The organism is Caballeronia sp. DA-9 (assembly GCF_051615025.1).
GTDB lineage: Bacteria > Pseudomonadota > Gammaproteobacteria > Burkholderiales > Burkholderiaceae > Caballeronia > Caballeronia sordidicola.
This window is the reverse complement of record NZ_CP195133.1, coordinates 666,544-683,086: the sequence shown is the minus strand read 5'-3', so window position 1 is coordinate 683,086 and position 16,543 is coordinate 666,544. Positions and strand designations below refer to the sequence as shown.

The window sequence follows — 16,543 nt, the reverse complement described above, 5'->3', positions numbered from 1 at the left end:
GCTCAAGCGGGTTTCGCTGAGCTGGCTCAAGTGCGCTCCCGGCCTTGTCCGCTGTCCTTTTCCACGATGCGTGCAGTTCCGTCGGACGCGCTCCTGGGCGCGTGACCGAACCAGCGTGGATAGTGTTGCCGGACAGCCTCGCCATCGAAACGCAATGCGTTGCAACGGCCGAGCTGGAAAGGCGGTTTGTCTGTATCGGTTGATTTCCCGGGCGCGCCGTAATCTGCGCCGTGCTTCTTCGACGCGTCCCCTGATTGCCCGGGCGCGCCGCCCTTTTCGGTATTCCAGACTTCGCCAGCGAAAGCCTGGATGGCAGCGGTGGGCAATACGGCGCAAAGTTCGGTGAGATGGGTGCAACCGGTCGTGCCGGCCAGCAAACGGCTCGATTCACGACGGAAATTTTGTATGAGATTGAGGCCGATGAGCGCCCCGTAAGCCGGGTTTGATGCTGAACACAACTGGCCATACGGCGCCCAATCGGAAGCCGCTTCGGCGTCGACGATAGCGAACGTGCGGTCGATAGTGATGCGCAGCCAGAGTTCATGGATCGGCAGGCCTTGGGGCCGGACGCCCGACGCGAGTTTGACGTCGCGCGGCTTTTCATCAGTTAGGCAGGCCTCGATGTCCCACAAGCCGTCATCACGCTCAAACGCTTCCATTCGAATCGCGCGGCGATGGCGCAACTGACGGGAAACGGGCGGGGAAAGCGGCATGTGCAGAGAAAGGCCGGAATGGGAAAACGCCGAGATTTTACCATACTGGGCATTTTGAGCCGGACGGAGTTGCCAGTAGGCCGATTAAGGCTGAATCAGGGCGATTTTTGCCGCTTTCAGGCTTATTCCATGCTGAAATCGTCGTCACTGGCCTTCAAGACTTTCATGATCACGCCGCTGGTGAACCCCCGGGTTGCCAGAAAGCGGGCCTGTTTGGCGCGATCGGCCGGCGTGACGGGCAGTTCGCCGTATTTTTTGCTCCAGACTTCCCGCGCGCGCGCGAGTTCGGTGTCTTTCAGCGCTGCGTTAGCGTCCTGAATAAGCGTTTCATCGATGCCATTGCGTTTGAGCTCATTCACAATGCGGCTTGTGCCCAGGCGCGCGCCGCGCCGGTGAACCACGCTCTCGACAAACCGCTCATTCGATAACCAGCCTTCCCGCTCAAGTGCGTCGAGCAAGGTTTCCAGCGAATCGGTTTCTGTGAGGTGCGGCGTGAGTTTGCGGGTAAGTTCCGCGCGGCTGTGTTCGCGGCGGGATAGATAGCCGAGCGCTCGACCACGCAGAGATAGCTGCGGGCGCTTTCTTTTGATTTCGTTAGTTGCCGGCGGTTTGCTTCGGCCGGTCGTTCCGCGGGAATAGACCGATTCGGAGTCTGCGTTTGAGAGCCGTGCATCCGGAGCGCTGCTTTCTGCAGGCACGCATTGTTCGAACGGTTCGAAGGGATCGGCTGCGTCCTCGAAGCCGCCTGCAATGGCCCGATCTGTCGCCGTCAAGCGTTCAGGCGTGGATGTGACCGCCGCTTTCGAGGATGCACTACGCGGTTTTTGAACAAGCGTTTGTTCAACCAGGGCCTGCGCTTGCTTCAGTCGATCGCCTGAGTTTGTGACGTTCGCCACAGCCCGTTGCTGAACTGGATCTACAACCCCGGTAGATGATTTATCTTCAGTCAGCTTTTTTGAGAAAGCACTTCGGCGGCTTGCGGCGCGGTCGGTCGATCGCTCGAAAACGTCTTCGCCGTCAACTGGCTTCCTGGCTGCCTTCGTGCCGAATGAAGATTTGTTGCCGCCGCCAGAACTGCTTCGTCCAAATTTTTTATCGCTGGAGCGCTCGTAGACGTCATCTGATTCATTGGCCGATGACCTTGCGGAAGTCGAACGCCCCAACCCTCCGCCCCCAAACGAACTACGTTTCTTTGGAAACGCACGATCGCTTGACCGCTCATATACGGGGTCGGCTTCTTCAGGCGCAGCAATTTCATTAGGAATGGCGCTCGCTGCGATAGCCTCGGCTTTCGATGTTCCAATCGAAAGGCTCGAGCCGTTACCACCTTTTCCAAAGCTGCTTTTTCTGCCGAAACTGCTGCCGCTGCCTTTGTTTTTGTTGCTCGAAAAGCTGCTGCCCTTAAAGCCGCCGCCGTTTTCGCCACCACCTTTACTAAAGCTGTTGCCAAATGAACGACGCGCCGGCGCAGATCCCTCCACACCAGCGCGTTCATTCGATGTCGCGCGATATCGGTCGCTGCTTCTTTCATAGTGATCAACCTCTTCCTCAGCGCCGATATTTTCGCCGTCATCACCTGAGGAATTCGAGCCGTCCGAATCGTCCTTTGCGTCGTCTTGCTCCGAGTCACGACTTGAATCGCGACCGGTTTTCGATCCGAACCGGCTCTTGCGCATCATCTTTACCGCCTAAAACTCATTCTTCTTCATCAGCCACTTCGGCAACGCCCGGCAGTGCATCGGCCATTGCATTGACGCCCAGCGACTCGCGGATCTTGTTCTCGATTTCGCGCGCCATTTCCGGATTCTCACGCAGGAATTCACGCGCGTTGTCCTTGCCCTGACCAATCCGCTCGCCGTTGTAGCTGTACCAGGCACCGGCTTTGTCCACCAACTTGGCTTGCACGCCCAAGTCGATGATTTCGCCCTGACGCGAGATACCTTCGCCATAAAGAATGTCGAAGATGGCTTCGCGGAATGGCGGCGCGACCTTGTTCTTCACCACCTTCACGCGCGTTTCATTGCCGATCACTTCGTCGTTCTTCTTGATCGAGCCAATACGGCGAATATCCAGACGAACGGACGCGTAGAACTTCAGCGCATTACCACCCGTTGTGGTTTCCGGATTGCCGAACATGACGCCAATCTTCATGCGAATCTGGTTGATGAAAATCACCAGACAGTTCGTACGTTTGATTGTGCCGGTCAGCTTGCGCAGCGCCTGCGACATCAAACGTGCTTGCAAGCCAGGCAGCGAATCGCCCATTTCGCCTTCGATTTCAGCCTTCGGAACCAGCGCCGCAACCGAGTCGATCACGATCATATCGATGGAACCCGAGCGCACTAAAGCGTCCGCGATTTCCAGCGCCTGCTCGCCCGTATCCGGCTGCGAGATCAGCAGGTCCGACGGATTTACGCCGAGCTTTTGCGCATAGGCAATGTCGAGTGCGTGTTCCGCGTCAATAAACGCCGCCGTGCCGCCGAGTTTCTGCATTTCCGCGATCACTTGCAGCGTCAGCGTGGTCTTGCCCGACGATTCCGGACCGTAGACCTCGACCACACGTCCGCGCGGCAAGCCGCCGACGCCCAATGCAATATCCAGTCCGAGCGAACCAGTCGACACCACCTGGATGTCTTCAATGACTTCGCCAGCGCCGAGTCGCATGATCGACCCCTTGCCGAATTGCTTTTCGATCTGCGACAGCGCAGCGGCCAGCGCCTTGCTCTTCTCCGCAGACATCCCGCCCGGGCCTTTCTTGCTATCTTCCATGAATCGTCCTTTGCTATGATGAACGGCATCTGGCGCATGCCCGCGGGGCTTTTGTCCCACTGGGTGCACTGCTTCAGACACTGTATAAAAAAACAGGTGTTTTTGCAAGTGGGATCAGTGCGCGTAGTTTCAACACCACGCTGTGACCTTGCAAGCGCACCACAACACCTGGAGACCGCCGCGCCGGGCGAATTGCGGTGCCGGCAATGCTTTCTGCGCACACTACGATGCGAATACTCATTGCCGAAGACGACAGCATACTCGCGGATGGTCTGGTTCGATCACTCCGCCAATCGGGGTATGCGGTGGATCACGTCAAGCATGGCGTGGAAGCCGATACCGCCCTTTCGCTACAAACTTTCGACCTTCTGATCCTTGATCTGGGGCTACCCATGATGTCCGGCCTCGAAGTCCTGCGGCGCTTGCGCGCCCGCAATTCGCAGATGCCCGTGCTCATTCTCACAGCCGCCGACAGCGTCGACGAGCGCGTCAAGGGCCTCGACCTCGGCGCCGACGATTACATGGCCAAACCGTTCGCGCTGAACGAACTCGAAGCCCGCGTGCGCGCCCTCACGCGGCGCGGCGCGGGCGGCGGTCCTACTGTTGTCAGGCACGGCGCGCTTTCATTCGATCAGGTCGGGCGCATTGCGTCCATCAACGACCAGGTCATCGAGTTGTCCGCGCGCGAACTCGGCGTGCTCGAAGTCCTTCTGCAAAGGGTTGGCCGGCTGGTATCGAAGGAACAGCTTGTCAACCATCTTTGCGAGTGGGGCGAGGAAGTCAGCAATAACGCGATCGAAGTCTATGTCCATCGGCTAAGAAAAAAAATCGAGCCCGGCGGAGCGCGCATCATGACCGTTCGCGGGCTAGGCTATAGCCTTGAAAAAGCCGTTGTACCAGCCGTCGCTCCGGTCCCGCCAGGACCTGCGGACGCTGGCCCAGCACCGTCCAGCCCTCACTATAAGTAATCACGTTATGGGCTCGCCCGCTACTTCCAAGCGTGCCGCCCAGGCGTTACGCGAGTTGCCACACCCGTCGCCGGATCTGCTCAATGCAGACCCCGACGTGTCTCGTGACGCGCGTTACGCCAACCCGTTCGCGCCCCCGGATCAACTGGAGCCCGACGGCGAGCCGGCGCCGCGTTCATTGTTCGGCGAAATCCTCGACTGGATGCTCGCGCCACTGCTTTTGTTGTGGCCCATGAGCATCGCTGTGACGTATCTGGTCGCGAAGTCGATTGCCAACGGGCCGTTCGACCGCGCGCTCGAAACCGACGCCTACGTGCTTGCCCGGCAGATCCAGCCGGTCAACGGCGTGGCCGAACTGCGGCTGCCGAATGCCACGCGTGATTTCCTGAGGGCGGATAACGTCGATAGCGTTTTTTTCCAGGTGCTTGGCACGAGAGGCGAACTGGTAGGCGGCGACGCCGACATGCCCCTGCCCCACAACGACGACCGCCCGCAACCCGGCATTGTGGAATTTCGCGACGACGTATTGCGCGGCAACGACATCCGCGTGGCGTACACGACGGTTGAATCCCCGTCGCTGTCGCAGCCGGTGCTTATCCAGGTGGCGGAAACGCTCGATAAACGCAGCCAGTTGGCCAACGACATCATCAAGGGCGTGATCCTGCCGCAATTCGTGATCTTGCCGCTGGCCATCGTACTGGTGTGGTTCGGGCTTTCGCGCGGGCTTGCGCCGCTGCACGCCTTGCAGTCAAACATCCGGGCGCGCCGGCCGGACGATCTTTCCCCGCTCGAAGCGAGTCGCGCGCCGCCGGAAATCGCGCCGCTGGTAGCATCGTTCAATGATTTGCTCAACCGGCTCGAGCAGAACATGGAGTTGCAAAAGCGCTTCATAGCCGACGCCGCCCATCAGATGAAAACGCCACTCGCCGGCTTGCGGACGCAGGCCGAACTGGCGTTGCGACAGGACGTGCCCGCTGAAGTGCAGCGTTCGCTGGAACAGATCGCGACGAGTTCCGAGCACGCGGCGCGGCTCGTCACTCAACTGCTCGCGCTTGCGCGCGCCGAGAACCGAATGACCGGGCAGATTTTCTCGCGCGTCGAACTCACCGATCTCGCGCGGCTCGCCGTGCGCGACTGGGTGCAGGCGGCGTTGGCAAAGCGAATGGACATTGGATATGAAGAGCCGCCGCATCCCGTCGAAGTGGAAGGCAACATGGTGATGTTGCGCGAGATGTTGTCAAATCTTATCGATAACGCCATTCGCTACACCCCGCCCGGCGGTCGAATAACCGTCCGCGTGCGTACCGAGGATTCGGATACGCGCCGCGTTTTTCTCGAGGTCGAGGACACGGGATTGGGCATTCCGGCCGCGGAACGAACGCGCGTGGTGGAGCGGTTTTATCGGATCCTGGGGCGTGAAGGTGACGGCAGTGGACTGGGCTTGGCAATCGTACGGGAGATTGTGACCATGCACGGCGGCACGCTCGATATCGAAGACCATGTGTACAACGAGACGCCTCGGCAAGCTGGAACGCTCGTCAGAGTTGGCTTAAGGCGGGTTTATCCTGCCCGGGACAAACCCTGACCAAGCATCGAGGAGAATTTTCTTAGGTCGTGAATTTACCTATAGTTAGCAGAAGAAGATGGCTTCATATAAGTTTTTGAGCGACGTTATTCCAAACATCTCAATGCACAAAAAACCACATACCATCATCACGTCAGAACGCCGTAAGTTTTCACTCCAATAATCGGTGCACGGTGCCGCTATTCGCGGGGCGCCATTCAAAATCAAGATCAGGAGATGATTCATGGCGACGGTCGAGGGGCGCATTTCCCACGCGCCGATGACAAGCGAAGAACGGCGCGTGATTTTCGCGTCATCGCTGGGCACGGTATTCGAGTGGTATGACTTCTATCTGGCGGGCTCGCTCGCCATCTATATCAGCAAGACCTTCTTCTCCGGCGTCAATCCGACTGCCGCCTTCATCTTCACCTTGCTTGGCTTCGCGGCGGGTTTCGCCGTGCGTCCGTTCGGGGCGATTGTGTTCGGGCGTTTAGGCGACATGGTCGGCCGCAAATACACGTTCCTTGTGACCATCGTGATCATGGGTTTGTCGACCTTCGTGGTCGGCTTGCTTCCCGGATACGCGACCATTGGCATAGCGGCGCCCGTGTTGTTCATTGCCATGCGGTTGCTGCAGGGGCTCGCGCTCGGCGGCGAATACGGCGGCGCGGCGACATATGTTGCAGAACATGCGCCTTCCAACAAGCGCGGCGCGTGGACGGCGTGGATCCAGACCACGGCCACGCTCGGCCTGTTCATCTCGCTGATCGTCATTCTCGTGGTGCGTACCGCCGTGGGCGAAGACACCTTCGGGGCATGGGCCTGGCGCGTGCCGTTCCTGGTGTCGATCGTGCTGCTTGGCGTGTCCGTCTGGATCCGGCTGAAACTGCATGAATCGCCGGTTTTCGAGCGCATCAAGGCCGAGGGCAAGACGTCGAAGGCGCCGCTGACCGAAGCATTCGGTCAATGGAAGAACCTGAAGATCGTGCTGCTCGCGCTCCTTGGGCTGACGATGGGACAGGCGGTTGTCTGGTACACGGGCCAGTTCTACACGCTGTTTTTCCTGACGCAGACGCTGAAGGTCGATGGCACGAGCGCCAACATCATGGTCGCCGTCGCGCTGCTGATTGGCACGCCGTTCTTCCTGTTCTTTGGGTCGCTGTCCGACAAGATCGGGCGCAAGCCGATCATCATGGCGGGCTGCCTGATTGCCGCGCTGACGTATTTTCCGCTCTTCCATGCGCTCGCTCACTACACGAACCCGACGCTCGAAGCCGCAACCGTGAAGTCGCCGATCACCGTCATTGCCAATCCCGACGAGTGCTCGTTCCAGTTCAACCCGGTGGGTACATCGAAGTTCACCACCTCCTGCGATATTGCCAAGAGCGCGTTGTCGAAGTCCGGCTTGAACTACGAAAACGTGGCCGCGCCGGCTGGAACGCTCGCGCAGATCAAGGTGGGCGATACGGTGGTGAACACGTACGACGGCAAGGCTGCCGATGCAAAAGTCCAGGGCACCGCGTTCGACAAGACGCTGGCCGGCACGCTGAAGTCGGCGGGTTATCCGGCGAAGGCTGATCCGGCGCTGATCAACTGGCCGATGGCTATTGTGATCCTGACCATCATGATGATCTACGTGACGATGGTTTATGGGCCGATTGCCGCGATGCTGGTCGAGATGTTCCCAGCGCGGATCCGGTATACGTCGATGTCGCTGCCGTATCACATCGGCAATGGCTGGTTCGGCGGGTTCTTGCCGGCTACGGCGTTTGCTATCGTGGCCGCGAAGGGGAATATTTTTTCGGGGTTGTGGTATCCGATTGTCATTGCCGTTGCCGCATTCGTGATCGGGATGCTGTTTGTGAAGGAGACCCGCGGAACGGCGGTTTATGACTCGGATTGATCGTCAAAGCTGTCGATAGGAATCGGCTTGGAAGGGGTTGACAGGTTTTGCAACCCTCTTCATAATCTCGATCTCTTGGCGAATTAGCTCAGCCGGTTAGAGCGACGGAATCATAATCCGCAGGTCCGGGGTTCGAATCCCTGATTCGCCACCAAGTTGTAAAGAAAGCCGCTGCTTCGAAAGAAGTGGCGGCTTTTTGTTTGTTCCCTTGTTGGGGCGACACCCTCTTCCTTCGCTTATTACCGCCTGATCTACCTCTGGGATACCTCTATTCGTTTATCGCCACGCGGGCGGGATGATGAAAGGCGTCGGCCTCTGAGCCCATTGGCATTTCATTCAGCGACAAATCAACTCGTTAGACCAGTTCCTTAACGGACTGCAAGCCTAAGCCACGCCTTAACTCTCGACCACCAGCTCGCCTGCAGGCCCGTCGACGGTTGCTGATAATCCGCGAGGGAGTCGTCCGACCAATGAGGAGTAAATACCTGTGGGGATGATGGCGGCTCAGTGTCCGGCTGCAGGGTAGTTCGCTGCTGCCTATCTAATTCACGCTGACGCTTCAGGTGTGGGACTGATTGCGTGTGCTCAATAAAGGTATGTCCAGGGCCGTATTCCGATATCGAAACGGAATCTGCATCGTTCGGCGCCACTGGATTTCCATTCTCGTCTACAGAAACCGTCTTGACTTCAACCAGCGGAACACACCACGCCGCATGCGCACGATCTGTCGGCTTCCCATTTACATCAGCACAACGGAAAATGAAGTCCTCGGGATACTGCGAAGCATCCTTGATTTTCGTGCTTTGATTCCACGCGTACTTGAATGCAATCGATCCGGGGTGCGGGGCGGAAGGCTCCTGCGCACCTTTTGGAAATGGATTTGCCATATTTGTCGCTCCAGGCGTAGAAATGCAGCCGTAGCCGCATGTAATAGTGGCGATACAGAGGCAAAGTGAAATGCCGCCCTTAACTGTCACTGTGCAATCTTGTCGAAGTATCCGTATCGAGCACGATAGCGCTTGCGCCCTTCCATCTCACACGGCGTTCCTTTGCTCGACCAATACATATTGGAGGACTCTGCAAAGTCCTCAGTCATATTGTTCCGCGCGTATTGCGACGGTGCCTGACCATCGCTCGCCATGGCATCTTGCCACTCCTGTTTCTTTACAGGATCGCTCCATAAAGCTTCGCTCCACAGGTGCCCCGTCTCATGAAGCATCGTGCTATCGACGTATTGCTGAGGAAAAGTTGACCAGCCTTTCCACGGAAAAAACGCAACGCCCTGTTTGATGCTGGCGGTCGCGGCTGACGAGAATGATGAATCGCCGTACTCTTCCTGCCAAATCCTATCCCGAGGATTAGGTAAAGCATTAAGCGAAACCTTATCCAAGTCTCTGTACTGTGGTCGCGGAACCGCCTCAAGCGCTTTCGCGATTTCTTTTTGACCGGGTATGCCGTAACCTTGCGCCGGACTCTGCGCTGGCACGTAAATACTGACGAGACGACCGTTTACAGTCGCGTCGTACTGAGTCGCGGCGCCTGTCCCACCACCCGGAAAATCGAAGGTAGTCTGGTTCCCGGGACTAACCGTGACGGCGTTGACGTGCTTGTAAAAATCAGCTGGTGCGTCGATACGCGGTCTCGAACCATCCAGATAGGAGCAGTCGGGTTTCGCGCTTGCATTGGGTACAAGGGTTGGATATGGCTCTTCTAAATCGTCATATCTGACAGCTCGTGCTGACGAGGCCAGAGTGGGAGCAACGCTGAAGCCTTCCGTCGCACTCTTTGCGACCGCCGATCCTTCGTCCGTGGTAAGAAAGATTCCAGGGCTATCGCCCACGATAACCTTGTTCTTTCCACATGGGCACAGCACGGGATCGCCGTCGAGAACTGCGTCCCGTCCTTTCTCCGATATCCCTTTGCCAGTACCAAATATCTTGAATGCGCCCTTGCAATTACCGCAGGTTGCCTCGTCGCCGCTTAGAGCAATCTTCTTGCCGTTATCGTGAAAGGTTGACGAGTAGGCGATGACAAAGCCGCGTGTGGTAGTCGGATCACCATGTCGAACCGCCGCCCTACGCATGGGTGATCGCTCCGTCCGCGCCAACCATCGGCGGCAGTGTATAGGCTGGATCGAACAAACCGGGAATCGGTTCACCGTCGCGAACCGTGATGCCAAAACCATCCTGCAAAGTTTCCGTAATCGTGTCACCGTTGCTCAGCCGGGAACCGACCAACGCGATCGGCTTGTCTTCCCAAGCAGCAGCAAACCCAGCTCCGTCAATTATGATCGCCTCGCTACCATCGTCATACGTGACAACATCGCCGACACGCGCTAGCGCCAATCCTTTGTATTCAGCTTTCATTGTCACTCGTGTGACACATCCTCCGTCCCTGGTACCGGACCCGATGGTTACAAAAAGACAAGTCGGTTTCTTGCTTTTGTGTTCGAACATACTTAAGACTCCTATGTGACTGGATGCCGCAACTGCGCGCTACATCTCTTAGCATAACCATCGTTGACAAATTCAATTGTCAAAAATTATCGAGGTCGATTTACTTAAGTCAGACGCGCTGGTGCGCTGCTTAAGCGCGTGCGAACTTCTAGTCTAGATGGCAGAGCGGATGCCAGAATTTTCTGACTGGCTCTGCCATACACTGCCGCTCTGGAAACCGATACGCACCAAGATTAGTTCACCCGCCGCATATGAGCACTTAGCATTTCCAACCACGCGCGGACATGATGCAGGCCTGAAGGTAACTAGTGTGTTACACACCATTGGGAGGGTCACTTTTTCGGCCTTTATGACGACCGGTAGGCCAAGATATGTTTGTCACTCGTCACAAAGCGTGTCTTCGCCCGCTTATCACGCGATTAAACACCCCCGCATGCGTCACATTCATCCCATGCGACGCGCCTTCAATAGTCTCTCTTCGCGAACCTTCAATCCACCCCTCCAACGCCTCCACCGCATCCCGAAACATCCTCGGACTTTTCTCGCCATCGATAAGCAGCGTAGGACATCGCACCTTACCCGCGGCCCGCGCATCATAAGCCGGCAACGGATCGCGGAATTGGCGCGCTAACGTATTCGCGTTATCAATCGCCATTGCCCGAAACTCTCTCGGACTCCGCGCCCAAAATCCCGGCCGGCTTACCGAATCGACAAACAATTCCAGCCCCGCGTCAACCTCGCCCACGGCAATCAACTCCGCAGCCTTCGCCCGCAGCGCATTAACCGGCGCGGGCAACACCGTCCGCGACATCGCATCCGAACCGGCCTTGGCCACCGGCCCACCCGGATCGGCCAGCACCAGCGACTTCACCAACTCCGGATACCGGCCAGCCAGATGAAACGCGATACACCCGCCTCTCGAGTGCCCGACAACATTCACCGCGCCCACACCCAGCCGCTCAATAAACTGCCCCGTCTCATCCACATGCGCATCCCAGCTAAACGGCCGCGCATCCCCGGCAACGCCAAGCGCCCCCGCCCTCCCCGAAGGCCAATAATGCGAGAGACTAGGCGCAACACATCGATACCGCCTGGCAAGCGGCCCCAACTGAGGCTTCCAGTATCGAAAGTCACACAGTGAGCCGTGAATGAACAGCATGACCTCCCGATGCTCATGCCCGGTCTGTACAAAGGGCACCTGTACACCGTGATCCAACGTAGCCACATCGGGCATGGGCAAGCCAAAAAGTTGCGAGGGATCCACCCCATCCAACAGCGTCATCCGATGCAACTCCGATTAACCAGCAATCAACAGCCAAGAAACTCACTCCGGCGCCGCAGCCCTGACAGTAACCATATCGTCCATATCATGATCGTCGACTGAAGCGCCGGCATCAGCATCATGGCGCGAAACGTCCAAAGGAATCGCCTCCACCGGAAACCCCTTCTTCTCCCACGCATCCAGCCCGCCCTTCAGCGGGCGCACATTCGTAAAACCTTTAGCCTTCAATTGCCGCGCGATCTGCTTGGCCGTCGCCTCATTCGGACACACGCAATAAATCACCACCTCGCGCTCGCGAAACATCTCATCGATCTTCCCCGACGCCTCCAGATCCAGCGGCAACGCGCCCTTGATCCTGTGCGCCTCCTTGCGCCGGATCTCGGCCGGCCGGGCATCGAAAATAACGGGTGGTGAGTCCGAGCGCATCATTTCGTCGAGTTGTTCAGGCGATATCCGATACTTCGCGAGCCATCGGCGAAACTGCACGCGCCGAACCCATCGGTATGCCAGGAATACGCCGGCCGCCATCCCGAGCACATCGAGCGCGGTCAGCCCATACGTGCGCACGAAGATGAGCAGATTTGCGACCTCTGCCTTCAAAATCGCGCCGCCCAGCATCCACGCCGACGCCCACAAACTCGCGCCCACGAGATCCCAGAACACGAACACGCGCACATCGATCTGCGTGGTCCCAAGCAGCGGCGATGAAACCAGCCCAAGCCCCGGCACGAATTTGGATAACGCGAGCAGAGGCACGCCGAAGCGCTCGAACCAGTTGCGGGCGGTACGCAAAGTGGTATCGAGGGAAAGCGAGAAGCGCACGAGCGAGTTCAGGAACCGCCGGCCATACAACCTTCCGGCGGCGAACCAAAGAGAATCGGCGATAACCACAGCGAGCACCGCAGCGGCCAACATATGCCAGAACGAAGCCAACCCGGCGGCGACCAGCGTGCCGGCAAGCACGAGCATGGGAGCGGCGGGAACAGGCACGCCGAGTTGCGTGGCAAGCACGCTGACGAACACGGCCCACGCGCCCCAGGACGACACAAGGGAGATCGGAACGTGCGGCAAGTCGTGCGCCTCCTCGCAATGGGTGCAGGGCGCCGCGTTTTGATCAATTATTGCTTGACCACTGTCAACAAAACTGCGCCCGGACCTGCAACTTTATCGCGAAATGGAAACTATCGCCGGTTTGTGGGGACATGAATCGGCACCGGTCAATTCTCGATCCGCGCCCGCGTTACGCCGAGCAATCCGGCCATTGCTTTACGCGCGGCGCTTGGCTGCCTCTTGGCGATGGCATTGAAAACGGCGGTATGTTCGGCCATCGATGCATTGAAAACCTCCGCCCGCCGCGCGTTCAACTGCAACTGGGCTTCAAGCGTGCGCTCGATCAGCGTCCCGAGCGGCACGAGCAACTCATTGCTGCATGCGTTCAGCACGCTCAAGTGAAAGCGCAGATCGGCACGCACCCATTCATCCACGGTGCGAGCGTCGAGCATCGCCTGATGGGCCTCGTCCAGACGAGCCAACGTATTCTGATCGTGATTGACCGCCGCTAAAGCCGCGGCATAAGGCTCGATCATCTCGCGCATTTCCTGCAGCTTGAGCGCGAACTGCATGGGAATGGCAACGCGCGAATACCACTCGAGCACGTCGGCATCGAGCAAATTCCACGCGTCTCGCGGACGCACGCGCGTGCCGATTTTCGGCCGCGATTCAATCAATCCCTTCGATGTGAGCGTACGCAGCGCCTCGCGCAACACGGTCCGGCTTACGCCAAAGCGCTCCATCAGTTCCGCTTCGCGCGGCAACGTGGACGCGGGCGCGAAATCGCCACGCAAAATCTCGGTGCCAAGGTCGTACGCCACGCGTCCGTGCAAATCGTGCTGAATGACTTTCCCCTTTTTGCGCACATGCCGCGGTAAAAATCATCGGATTATACGGAGCCTTTCCCATCAGGCTTTTCCATCCAATAGTACTATTAATATACACGACTAACAAAACTTTGATAGCATTGAAATCCTTGTTCCTCATTAACCGGAAAACCTGGAGACGCCAGCATGAAAATCACGAAGCTCGAAACTTTTATCGTTCCGCCGCGCTGGTGTTTTCTGAAGATCACGACGGACGAAGGCATCGTCGGCTGGGGTGAGCCGGTGGTCGAAGGACGCGCGCACACGGTCGCGGCAGCAGTCGATGAACTTTCGGATTACCTGATCGGCCGTGATCCGCTGTTGATCGAGGATCACTGGCAGGTGATGTATCGCGCGGGGTTTTATCGTGGCGGGCCGATCGGCATGAGCGCGATCGCGGGCGTCGATCAGGCGCTGTGGGACATCAAGGGCAAGCATCACGGCGTGCCCATTCACGCGCTGCTCGGCGGCCAGGTGCGCGACCGCATCAAGGTGTATTCGTGGATTGGCGGCGATCGTCCAAGCGACGTGGCGAACAACGCGCGCGCGGTCGTGGATCGCGGTTTCAAAGCGGTGAAGATGAACGGCTCGGAAGAACTTCAGATCATCGATACCTTCGACAAGGTTCAGTCCGTCATCAACAATGTAGCGGCCGTGCGTGAAGCGGTGGGACCGAATATCGGGATTGGCGTGGACTTCCACGGGCGGGTACACAAGCCGATGGCGAAAGTCCTCGCGAAGGAACTCGATCCGTACAAGCTGCTGTTTATCGAGGAGCCGGTGCTGTCGGAGAACGTCGAGGCGTTACGAGACATTGTCAACCAGACGAGCACACCGATCGCGCTGGGCGAGCGTCTCTATTCGCGCTGGGACTTCAAGCACATTCTGGCGGGCGGTTATGTGGACATCATCCAGCCGGACGCATCGCATGCGGGCGGCATTACGGAGTGCCGCAAGATTGCATCGATGGCCGAAGCCTACGACGTCGCGCTGGCGCTGCATTGTCCGTTGGGCCCGATTGCGCTGGCTACATGCTTGCAGATCGACGCGGTCAGCTACAACGCGTTCATCCAGGAGCAAAGCCTCGGGATTCACTACAACAAGGGCAACGACCTGCTCGACTACATCAAGAACCCGGAAGTCTTCAAGTACGAAGACGGCATGGTAATGATTCCACAAGGGCCGGGCTTGGGCATCGAGGTGAACGAGGAGAAAGTGCGGGAGATGGCGAAGGTTGGTCATCGCTGGCGCAATCCGGTCTGGCGTCACGCGGATGGCAGCGTCGCCGAGTGGTGACTTTCGAAACGTGGAATTGCGGCGCACCGTACGATACAGGACGCCCGACTCAACGTAGAATGCGCTTTATCGAGACAGGAATGTGTTTTGGTTGCGTTACGTAACGCGCGGAGAAAGCAGGCGTTTTCAGCGCGTTACGTCGCTTTAGAAAGACTTTTTGAAAATCTAAAAACTATTTCGCATCAAGGCCTTACATGCATTACTGACGTCTGGCCCGCGTCTTGCAATATCTCGTGTACAAAAATTCCGACCCATGCGCCCGGGAAGAGCGCGACGATAAAGCGAACGAGTTCAGCATGTACACACTTCCAGACGAATACACCCGCACCCAGATGGCCGTTGGCGCGCTCGTTCTGTTCGGCGTGCTGCGCGTGGTTTGCGCCGCCATGGGCGCTCAATACAACTGGCGCCTGTCCGTGGTCACGCGATGCTTCATTGGCGCGGCGGTGCTCTTTTGCCTGCCGCAACTCGCCGATGTCCTGTTTTCGTCGCCCATGTCGCACAAGGCGTTTGTCGAATTGCAGGGCAAGGCGGTCGGTTGCGCGCTGGCGCTGTTCTGCGCGCCTATCGTGAGCCACAAGCTCGGATACGAATAACCCGTTATCCCGCCGATGCAAATCCCGGCACGCTGTGCGACAACACGGCAGCCGCAAAAAATGCCGCCACGATCAGCACCGCTTCCACACGCATTACGCCATTGAACGTGCGTGCATCGACGGTTGATGCCGTGCGCCGCAATCGCGGCAACACGGACCAGCGGTTCATTGCGCCGAGCAGCAACGCGGTTGCGACCAGCACGCCCTTTACGACCAGCGCCTGGCCCCACGCGCTTGCTTCGAGCGCTTGCGCCGAGCCGCCGAGCCCGCGCCACGCGTTGTAAATCCCGGTCAACACCACGAGCGATACGGCGATAACCGACAGCGTCGAAATCTTCCCGGCAATACGGATCAAGAACGCCCGCGCCAACGATGTCCCAAGCGACGCCAAGACGCGCCACGCGCCGGCGAACACCACGCCGCCCCACAACGCGGTTGCGAGAAGATGGACGGTCTGCACGCCTTCGGCCAGGGAAAACGCGCCGGCGTCCGCGGCATGACCAATCGATGCCTTCCCGGCCGCGGCCACGATCGCGCCTATCGCGAACAATCCGCGCCGCGGGCTGCCTTTTGCGTTCGGGTACACCGTGGCAAGCACGAGCAACACGCTGCCGGCAAACGCGATTGCCCAGCCAATGCCTGCGTGCGTGCCGGTGACCACGGCAATAACAGCTGAAAACGAGTCGAACAAAGGCGCGCCGCTCATTGATGCCGCCTGCAGCCACACCAGTACAAGATCCGCAACCGCCAGCGTGACCGCGCCACCGATGCTCAATCGCCGCGCCTTTCGCCACGCATCGTGCGCAGGCGACTTGCCTTCGGCCGCCTTCTCCTTCGATAACCATATGCTCAGCGAGCCCGCGCCGAGCGTACAGGCAAAAGCAATATCGGCGAGCGCCGCGATGAGGACCTGCGCCAACCAGAGCGGATCGCCATTCATGCGCACACCCGTGGGTTTTGAGTCGGGCAGGAAGCAAGCAAGGATTGCATTCGAAATTCGGTGAAGGATCGTAGATGAGGTACGCCATGCATTGCACGAGCAAATCGGCGGCACAGGAACGCGAGTCTAGCGGAACGGAC

15 protein-coding genes and 1 tRNA gene are annotated in these 16,543 nt (G+C 58.4%); 6 read left to right on the top strand and 10 right to left on the bottom strand.

Translation table 11 applies throughout. The features are described from left to right. Nucleotides 1-26: 26 nt before the first annotated feature. The 3 genes from ACRWA7_RS19285 to recA all read right to left on the bottom strand — a co-directional run bounded on the left by ACRWA7_RS19285 (nt 27) and on the right by recA (nt 3,482). The gene (locus tag ACRWA7_RS19285) at nt 27-713 is read right to left on the bottom strand and encodes a DUF2889 domain-containing protein (protein ID WP_438395523.1); all 687 of its coding nucleotides are present in this window, start codon (nt 711-713) and stop codon (nt 27-29) included. A 122-nt stretch (nt 714-835) separates the two neighbouring features. Then, entirely contained in the window at nt 836-2,392 is a 1,557-nt protein-coding gene (gene recX, locus ACRWA7_RS19280; RefSeq protein ID WP_438395521.1) for a recombination regulator RecX, read from the bottom strand. A gap of 16 nt (nt 2,393-2,408) precedes the next feature. Continuing rightward, nucleotides 2,409-3,482, bottom strand: coding sequence for a recombinase RecA (recA, locus tag ACRWA7_RS19275; RefSeq protein WP_060856981.1), 1,074 nt, complete (start codon nt 3,480-3,482; stop codon nt 2,409-2,411). Nucleotides 3,483-3,709: 227 nt separating this feature from the next. On the opposite strand from recA, the gene ACRWA7_RS19270 reads away from it, so the two are divergent. From ACRWA7_RS19270 to ACRWA7_RS19255, 4 genes are all read left to right on the top strand, one after another. Next, nucleotides 3,710-4,450, top strand: a complete 741-nt coding sequence (locus ACRWA7_RS19270; protein ID WP_438395519.1) for a response regulator — start codon at nt 3,710-3,712, stop codon at nt 4,448-4,450. Nucleotides 4,451-4,457: 7 nt separating this feature from the next. Next, complete coding sequence (locus ACRWA7_RS19265; protein WP_438395518.1) at nt 4,458-6,035, top strand: sensor histidine kinase N-terminal domain-containing protein; 1,578 nt, start codon at nt 4,458-4,460, stop codon at nt 6,033-6,035. Between the two features lie 223 nt (nt 6,036-6,258). Continuing rightward, entirely contained in the window at nt 6,259-7,917 is a 1,659-nt protein-coding gene (locus ACRWA7_RS19260; RefSeq protein WP_438395517.1) for an MFS transporter, read from the top strand. 77 nt (nt 7,918-7,994) lie between these two features. After that, nucleotides 7,995-8,071 (top strand) — tRNA-Met (locus ACRWA7_RS19255). 214 nt (nt 8,072-8,285) lie between these two features. On the opposite strand, the gene ACRWA7_RS19250 is transcribed toward ACRWA7_RS19255, so the two are convergent. The 6 genes from ACRWA7_RS19250 to ACRWA7_RS19225 form a co-directional block, all read right to left on the bottom strand. Beyond that, nucleotides 8,286-8,804: a hypothetical protein gene (locus ACRWA7_RS19250; protein ID WP_438395516.1), complete on the bottom strand. Its 519-nt coding sequence runs from the start codon at nt 8,802-8,804 to the stop codon at nt 8,286-8,288. Nucleotides 8,805-8,890: 86 nt separating this feature from the next. Further along, nucleotides 8,891-10,000, bottom strand: a complete 1,110-nt coding sequence (locus ACRWA7_RS19245; RefSeq protein ID WP_438395515.1) for a PAAR domain-containing protein — start codon at nt 9,998-10,000, stop codon at nt 8,891-8,893. Further along, a complete protein-coding gene (locus tag ACRWA7_RS19240; RefSeq protein WP_438395514.1) occupies nt 9,993-10,373 on the bottom strand; it encodes a PAAR domain-containing protein in 381 nt (126 codons plus the stop codon). The genes ACRWA7_RS19245 and ACRWA7_RS19240 overlap by 8 nt, the downstream gene beginning before the upstream one ends. A gap of 385 nt (nt 10,374-10,758) precedes the next feature. Next, complete coding sequence (locus ACRWA7_RS19235; protein WP_438396696.1) at nt 10,759-11,607, bottom strand: alpha/beta fold hydrolase; 849 nt, start codon at nt 11,605-11,607, stop codon at nt 10,759-10,761. A gap of 90 nt (nt 11,608-11,697) precedes the next feature. Further along, a complete protein-coding gene (locus ACRWA7_RS19230; protein WP_438395512.1) occupies nt 11,698-12,726 on the bottom strand; it encodes a DedA family protein/thiosulfate sulfurtransferase GlpE in 1,029 nt (342 codons plus the stop codon). Nucleotides 12,727-12,872: 146 nt separating this feature from the next. Beyond that, the gene (locus tag ACRWA7_RS19225) at nt 12,873-13,571 is read right to left on the bottom strand and encodes a FadR/GntR family transcriptional regulator (protein WP_438395510.1); all 699 of its coding nucleotides are present in this window, start codon (nt 13,569-13,571) and stop codon (nt 12,873-12,875) included. 147 nt (nt 13,572-13,718) lie between these two features. Here ACRWA7_RS19225 and dgoD point away from each other — a divergent pair, with 147 nt between their 5' ends. Continuing rightward, nucleotides 13,719-14,867, top strand: coding sequence for a galactonate dehydratase (dgoD, locus tag ACRWA7_RS19220; RefSeq protein WP_060856975.1), 1,149 nt, complete (start codon nt 13,719-13,721; stop codon nt 14,865-14,867). 296 nt (nt 14,868-15,163) lie between these two features. After that, entirely contained in the window at nt 15,164-15,463 is a 300-nt protein-coding gene (locus tag ACRWA7_RS19215; RefSeq protein ID WP_060856974.1) for a hypothetical protein, read from the top strand. A 4-nt stretch (nt 15,464-15,467) separates the two neighbouring features. Here the strand turns inward: ACRWA7_RS19215 and ACRWA7_RS19210 are convergent, their stop codons facing one another. Next, the gene (locus ACRWA7_RS19210; protein ID WP_438395508.1) at nt 15,468-16,403 is read right to left on the bottom strand and encodes a copper resistance D family protein; all 936 of its coding nucleotides are present in this window, start codon (nt 16,401-16,403) and stop codon (nt 15,468-15,470) included. Nucleotides 16,404-16,543 lie beyond the last annotated feature (140 nt).

Excerpts from the sequence above, each read along its gene's own strand:
- ACRWA7_RS19285 (WP_438395523.1), bottom strand. The coding sequence starts at position 713 with ATGCCGCTTTCCCCGCCCGTTTCCCGTCAGTTGCGCCATCGCCGCGCG.
- recX (WP_438395521.1), bottom strand. The coding sequence starts at position 2,392 with ATGATGCGCAAGAGCCGGTTCGGATCGAAAACCGGTCGCGATTCAAGT.
- recA (WP_060856981.1), bottom strand. The coding sequence starts at position 3,482 with ATGGAAGATAGCAAGAAAGGCCCGGGCGGGATGTCTGCGGAGAAGAGC.
- ACRWA7_RS19270 (WP_438395519.1), top strand. The coding sequence starts at position 3,710 with ATGCGAATACTCATTGCCGAAGACGACAGCATACTCGCGGATGGTCTG.
- ACRWA7_RS19265 (WP_438395518.1), top strand. The coding sequence starts at position 4,458 with ATGGGCTCGCCCGCTACTTCCAAGCGTGCCGCCCAGGCGTTACGCGAG.
- ACRWA7_RS19260 (WP_438395517.1), top strand. The coding sequence starts at position 6,259 with ATGGCGACGGTCGAGGGGCGCATTTCCCACGCGCCGATGACAAGCGAA.
- ACRWA7_RS19250 (WP_438395516.1), bottom strand. The coding sequence starts at position 8,804 with ATGGCAAATCCATTTCCAAAAGGTGCGCAGGAGCCTTCCGCCCCGCAC.
- ACRWA7_RS19245 (WP_438395515.1), bottom strand. The coding sequence starts at position 10,000 with ATGCGTAGGGCGGCGGTTCGACATGGTGATCCGACTACCACACGCGGC.
- ACRWA7_RS19240 (WP_438395514.1), bottom strand. The coding sequence starts at position 10,373 with ATGTTCGAACACAAAAGCAAGAAACCGACTTGTCTTTTTGTAACCATC.
- ACRWA7_RS19235 (WP_438396696.1), bottom strand. The coding sequence starts at position 11,607 with ATGCCCGATGTGGCTACGTTGGATCACGGTGTACAGGTGCCCTTTGTA.
- dgoD (WP_060856975.1), top strand. The coding sequence starts at position 13,719 with ATGAAAATCACGAAGCTCGAAACTTTTATCGTTCCGCCGCGCTGGTGT.
- ACRWA7_RS19215 (WP_060856974.1), top strand. The coding sequence starts at position 15,164 with ATGTACACACTTCCAGACGAATACACCCGCACCCAGATGGCCGTTGGC.
- ACRWA7_RS19210 (WP_438395508.1), bottom strand. The coding sequence starts at position 16,403 with ATGAATGGCGATCCGCTCTGGTTGGCGCAGGTCCTCATCGCGGCGCTC.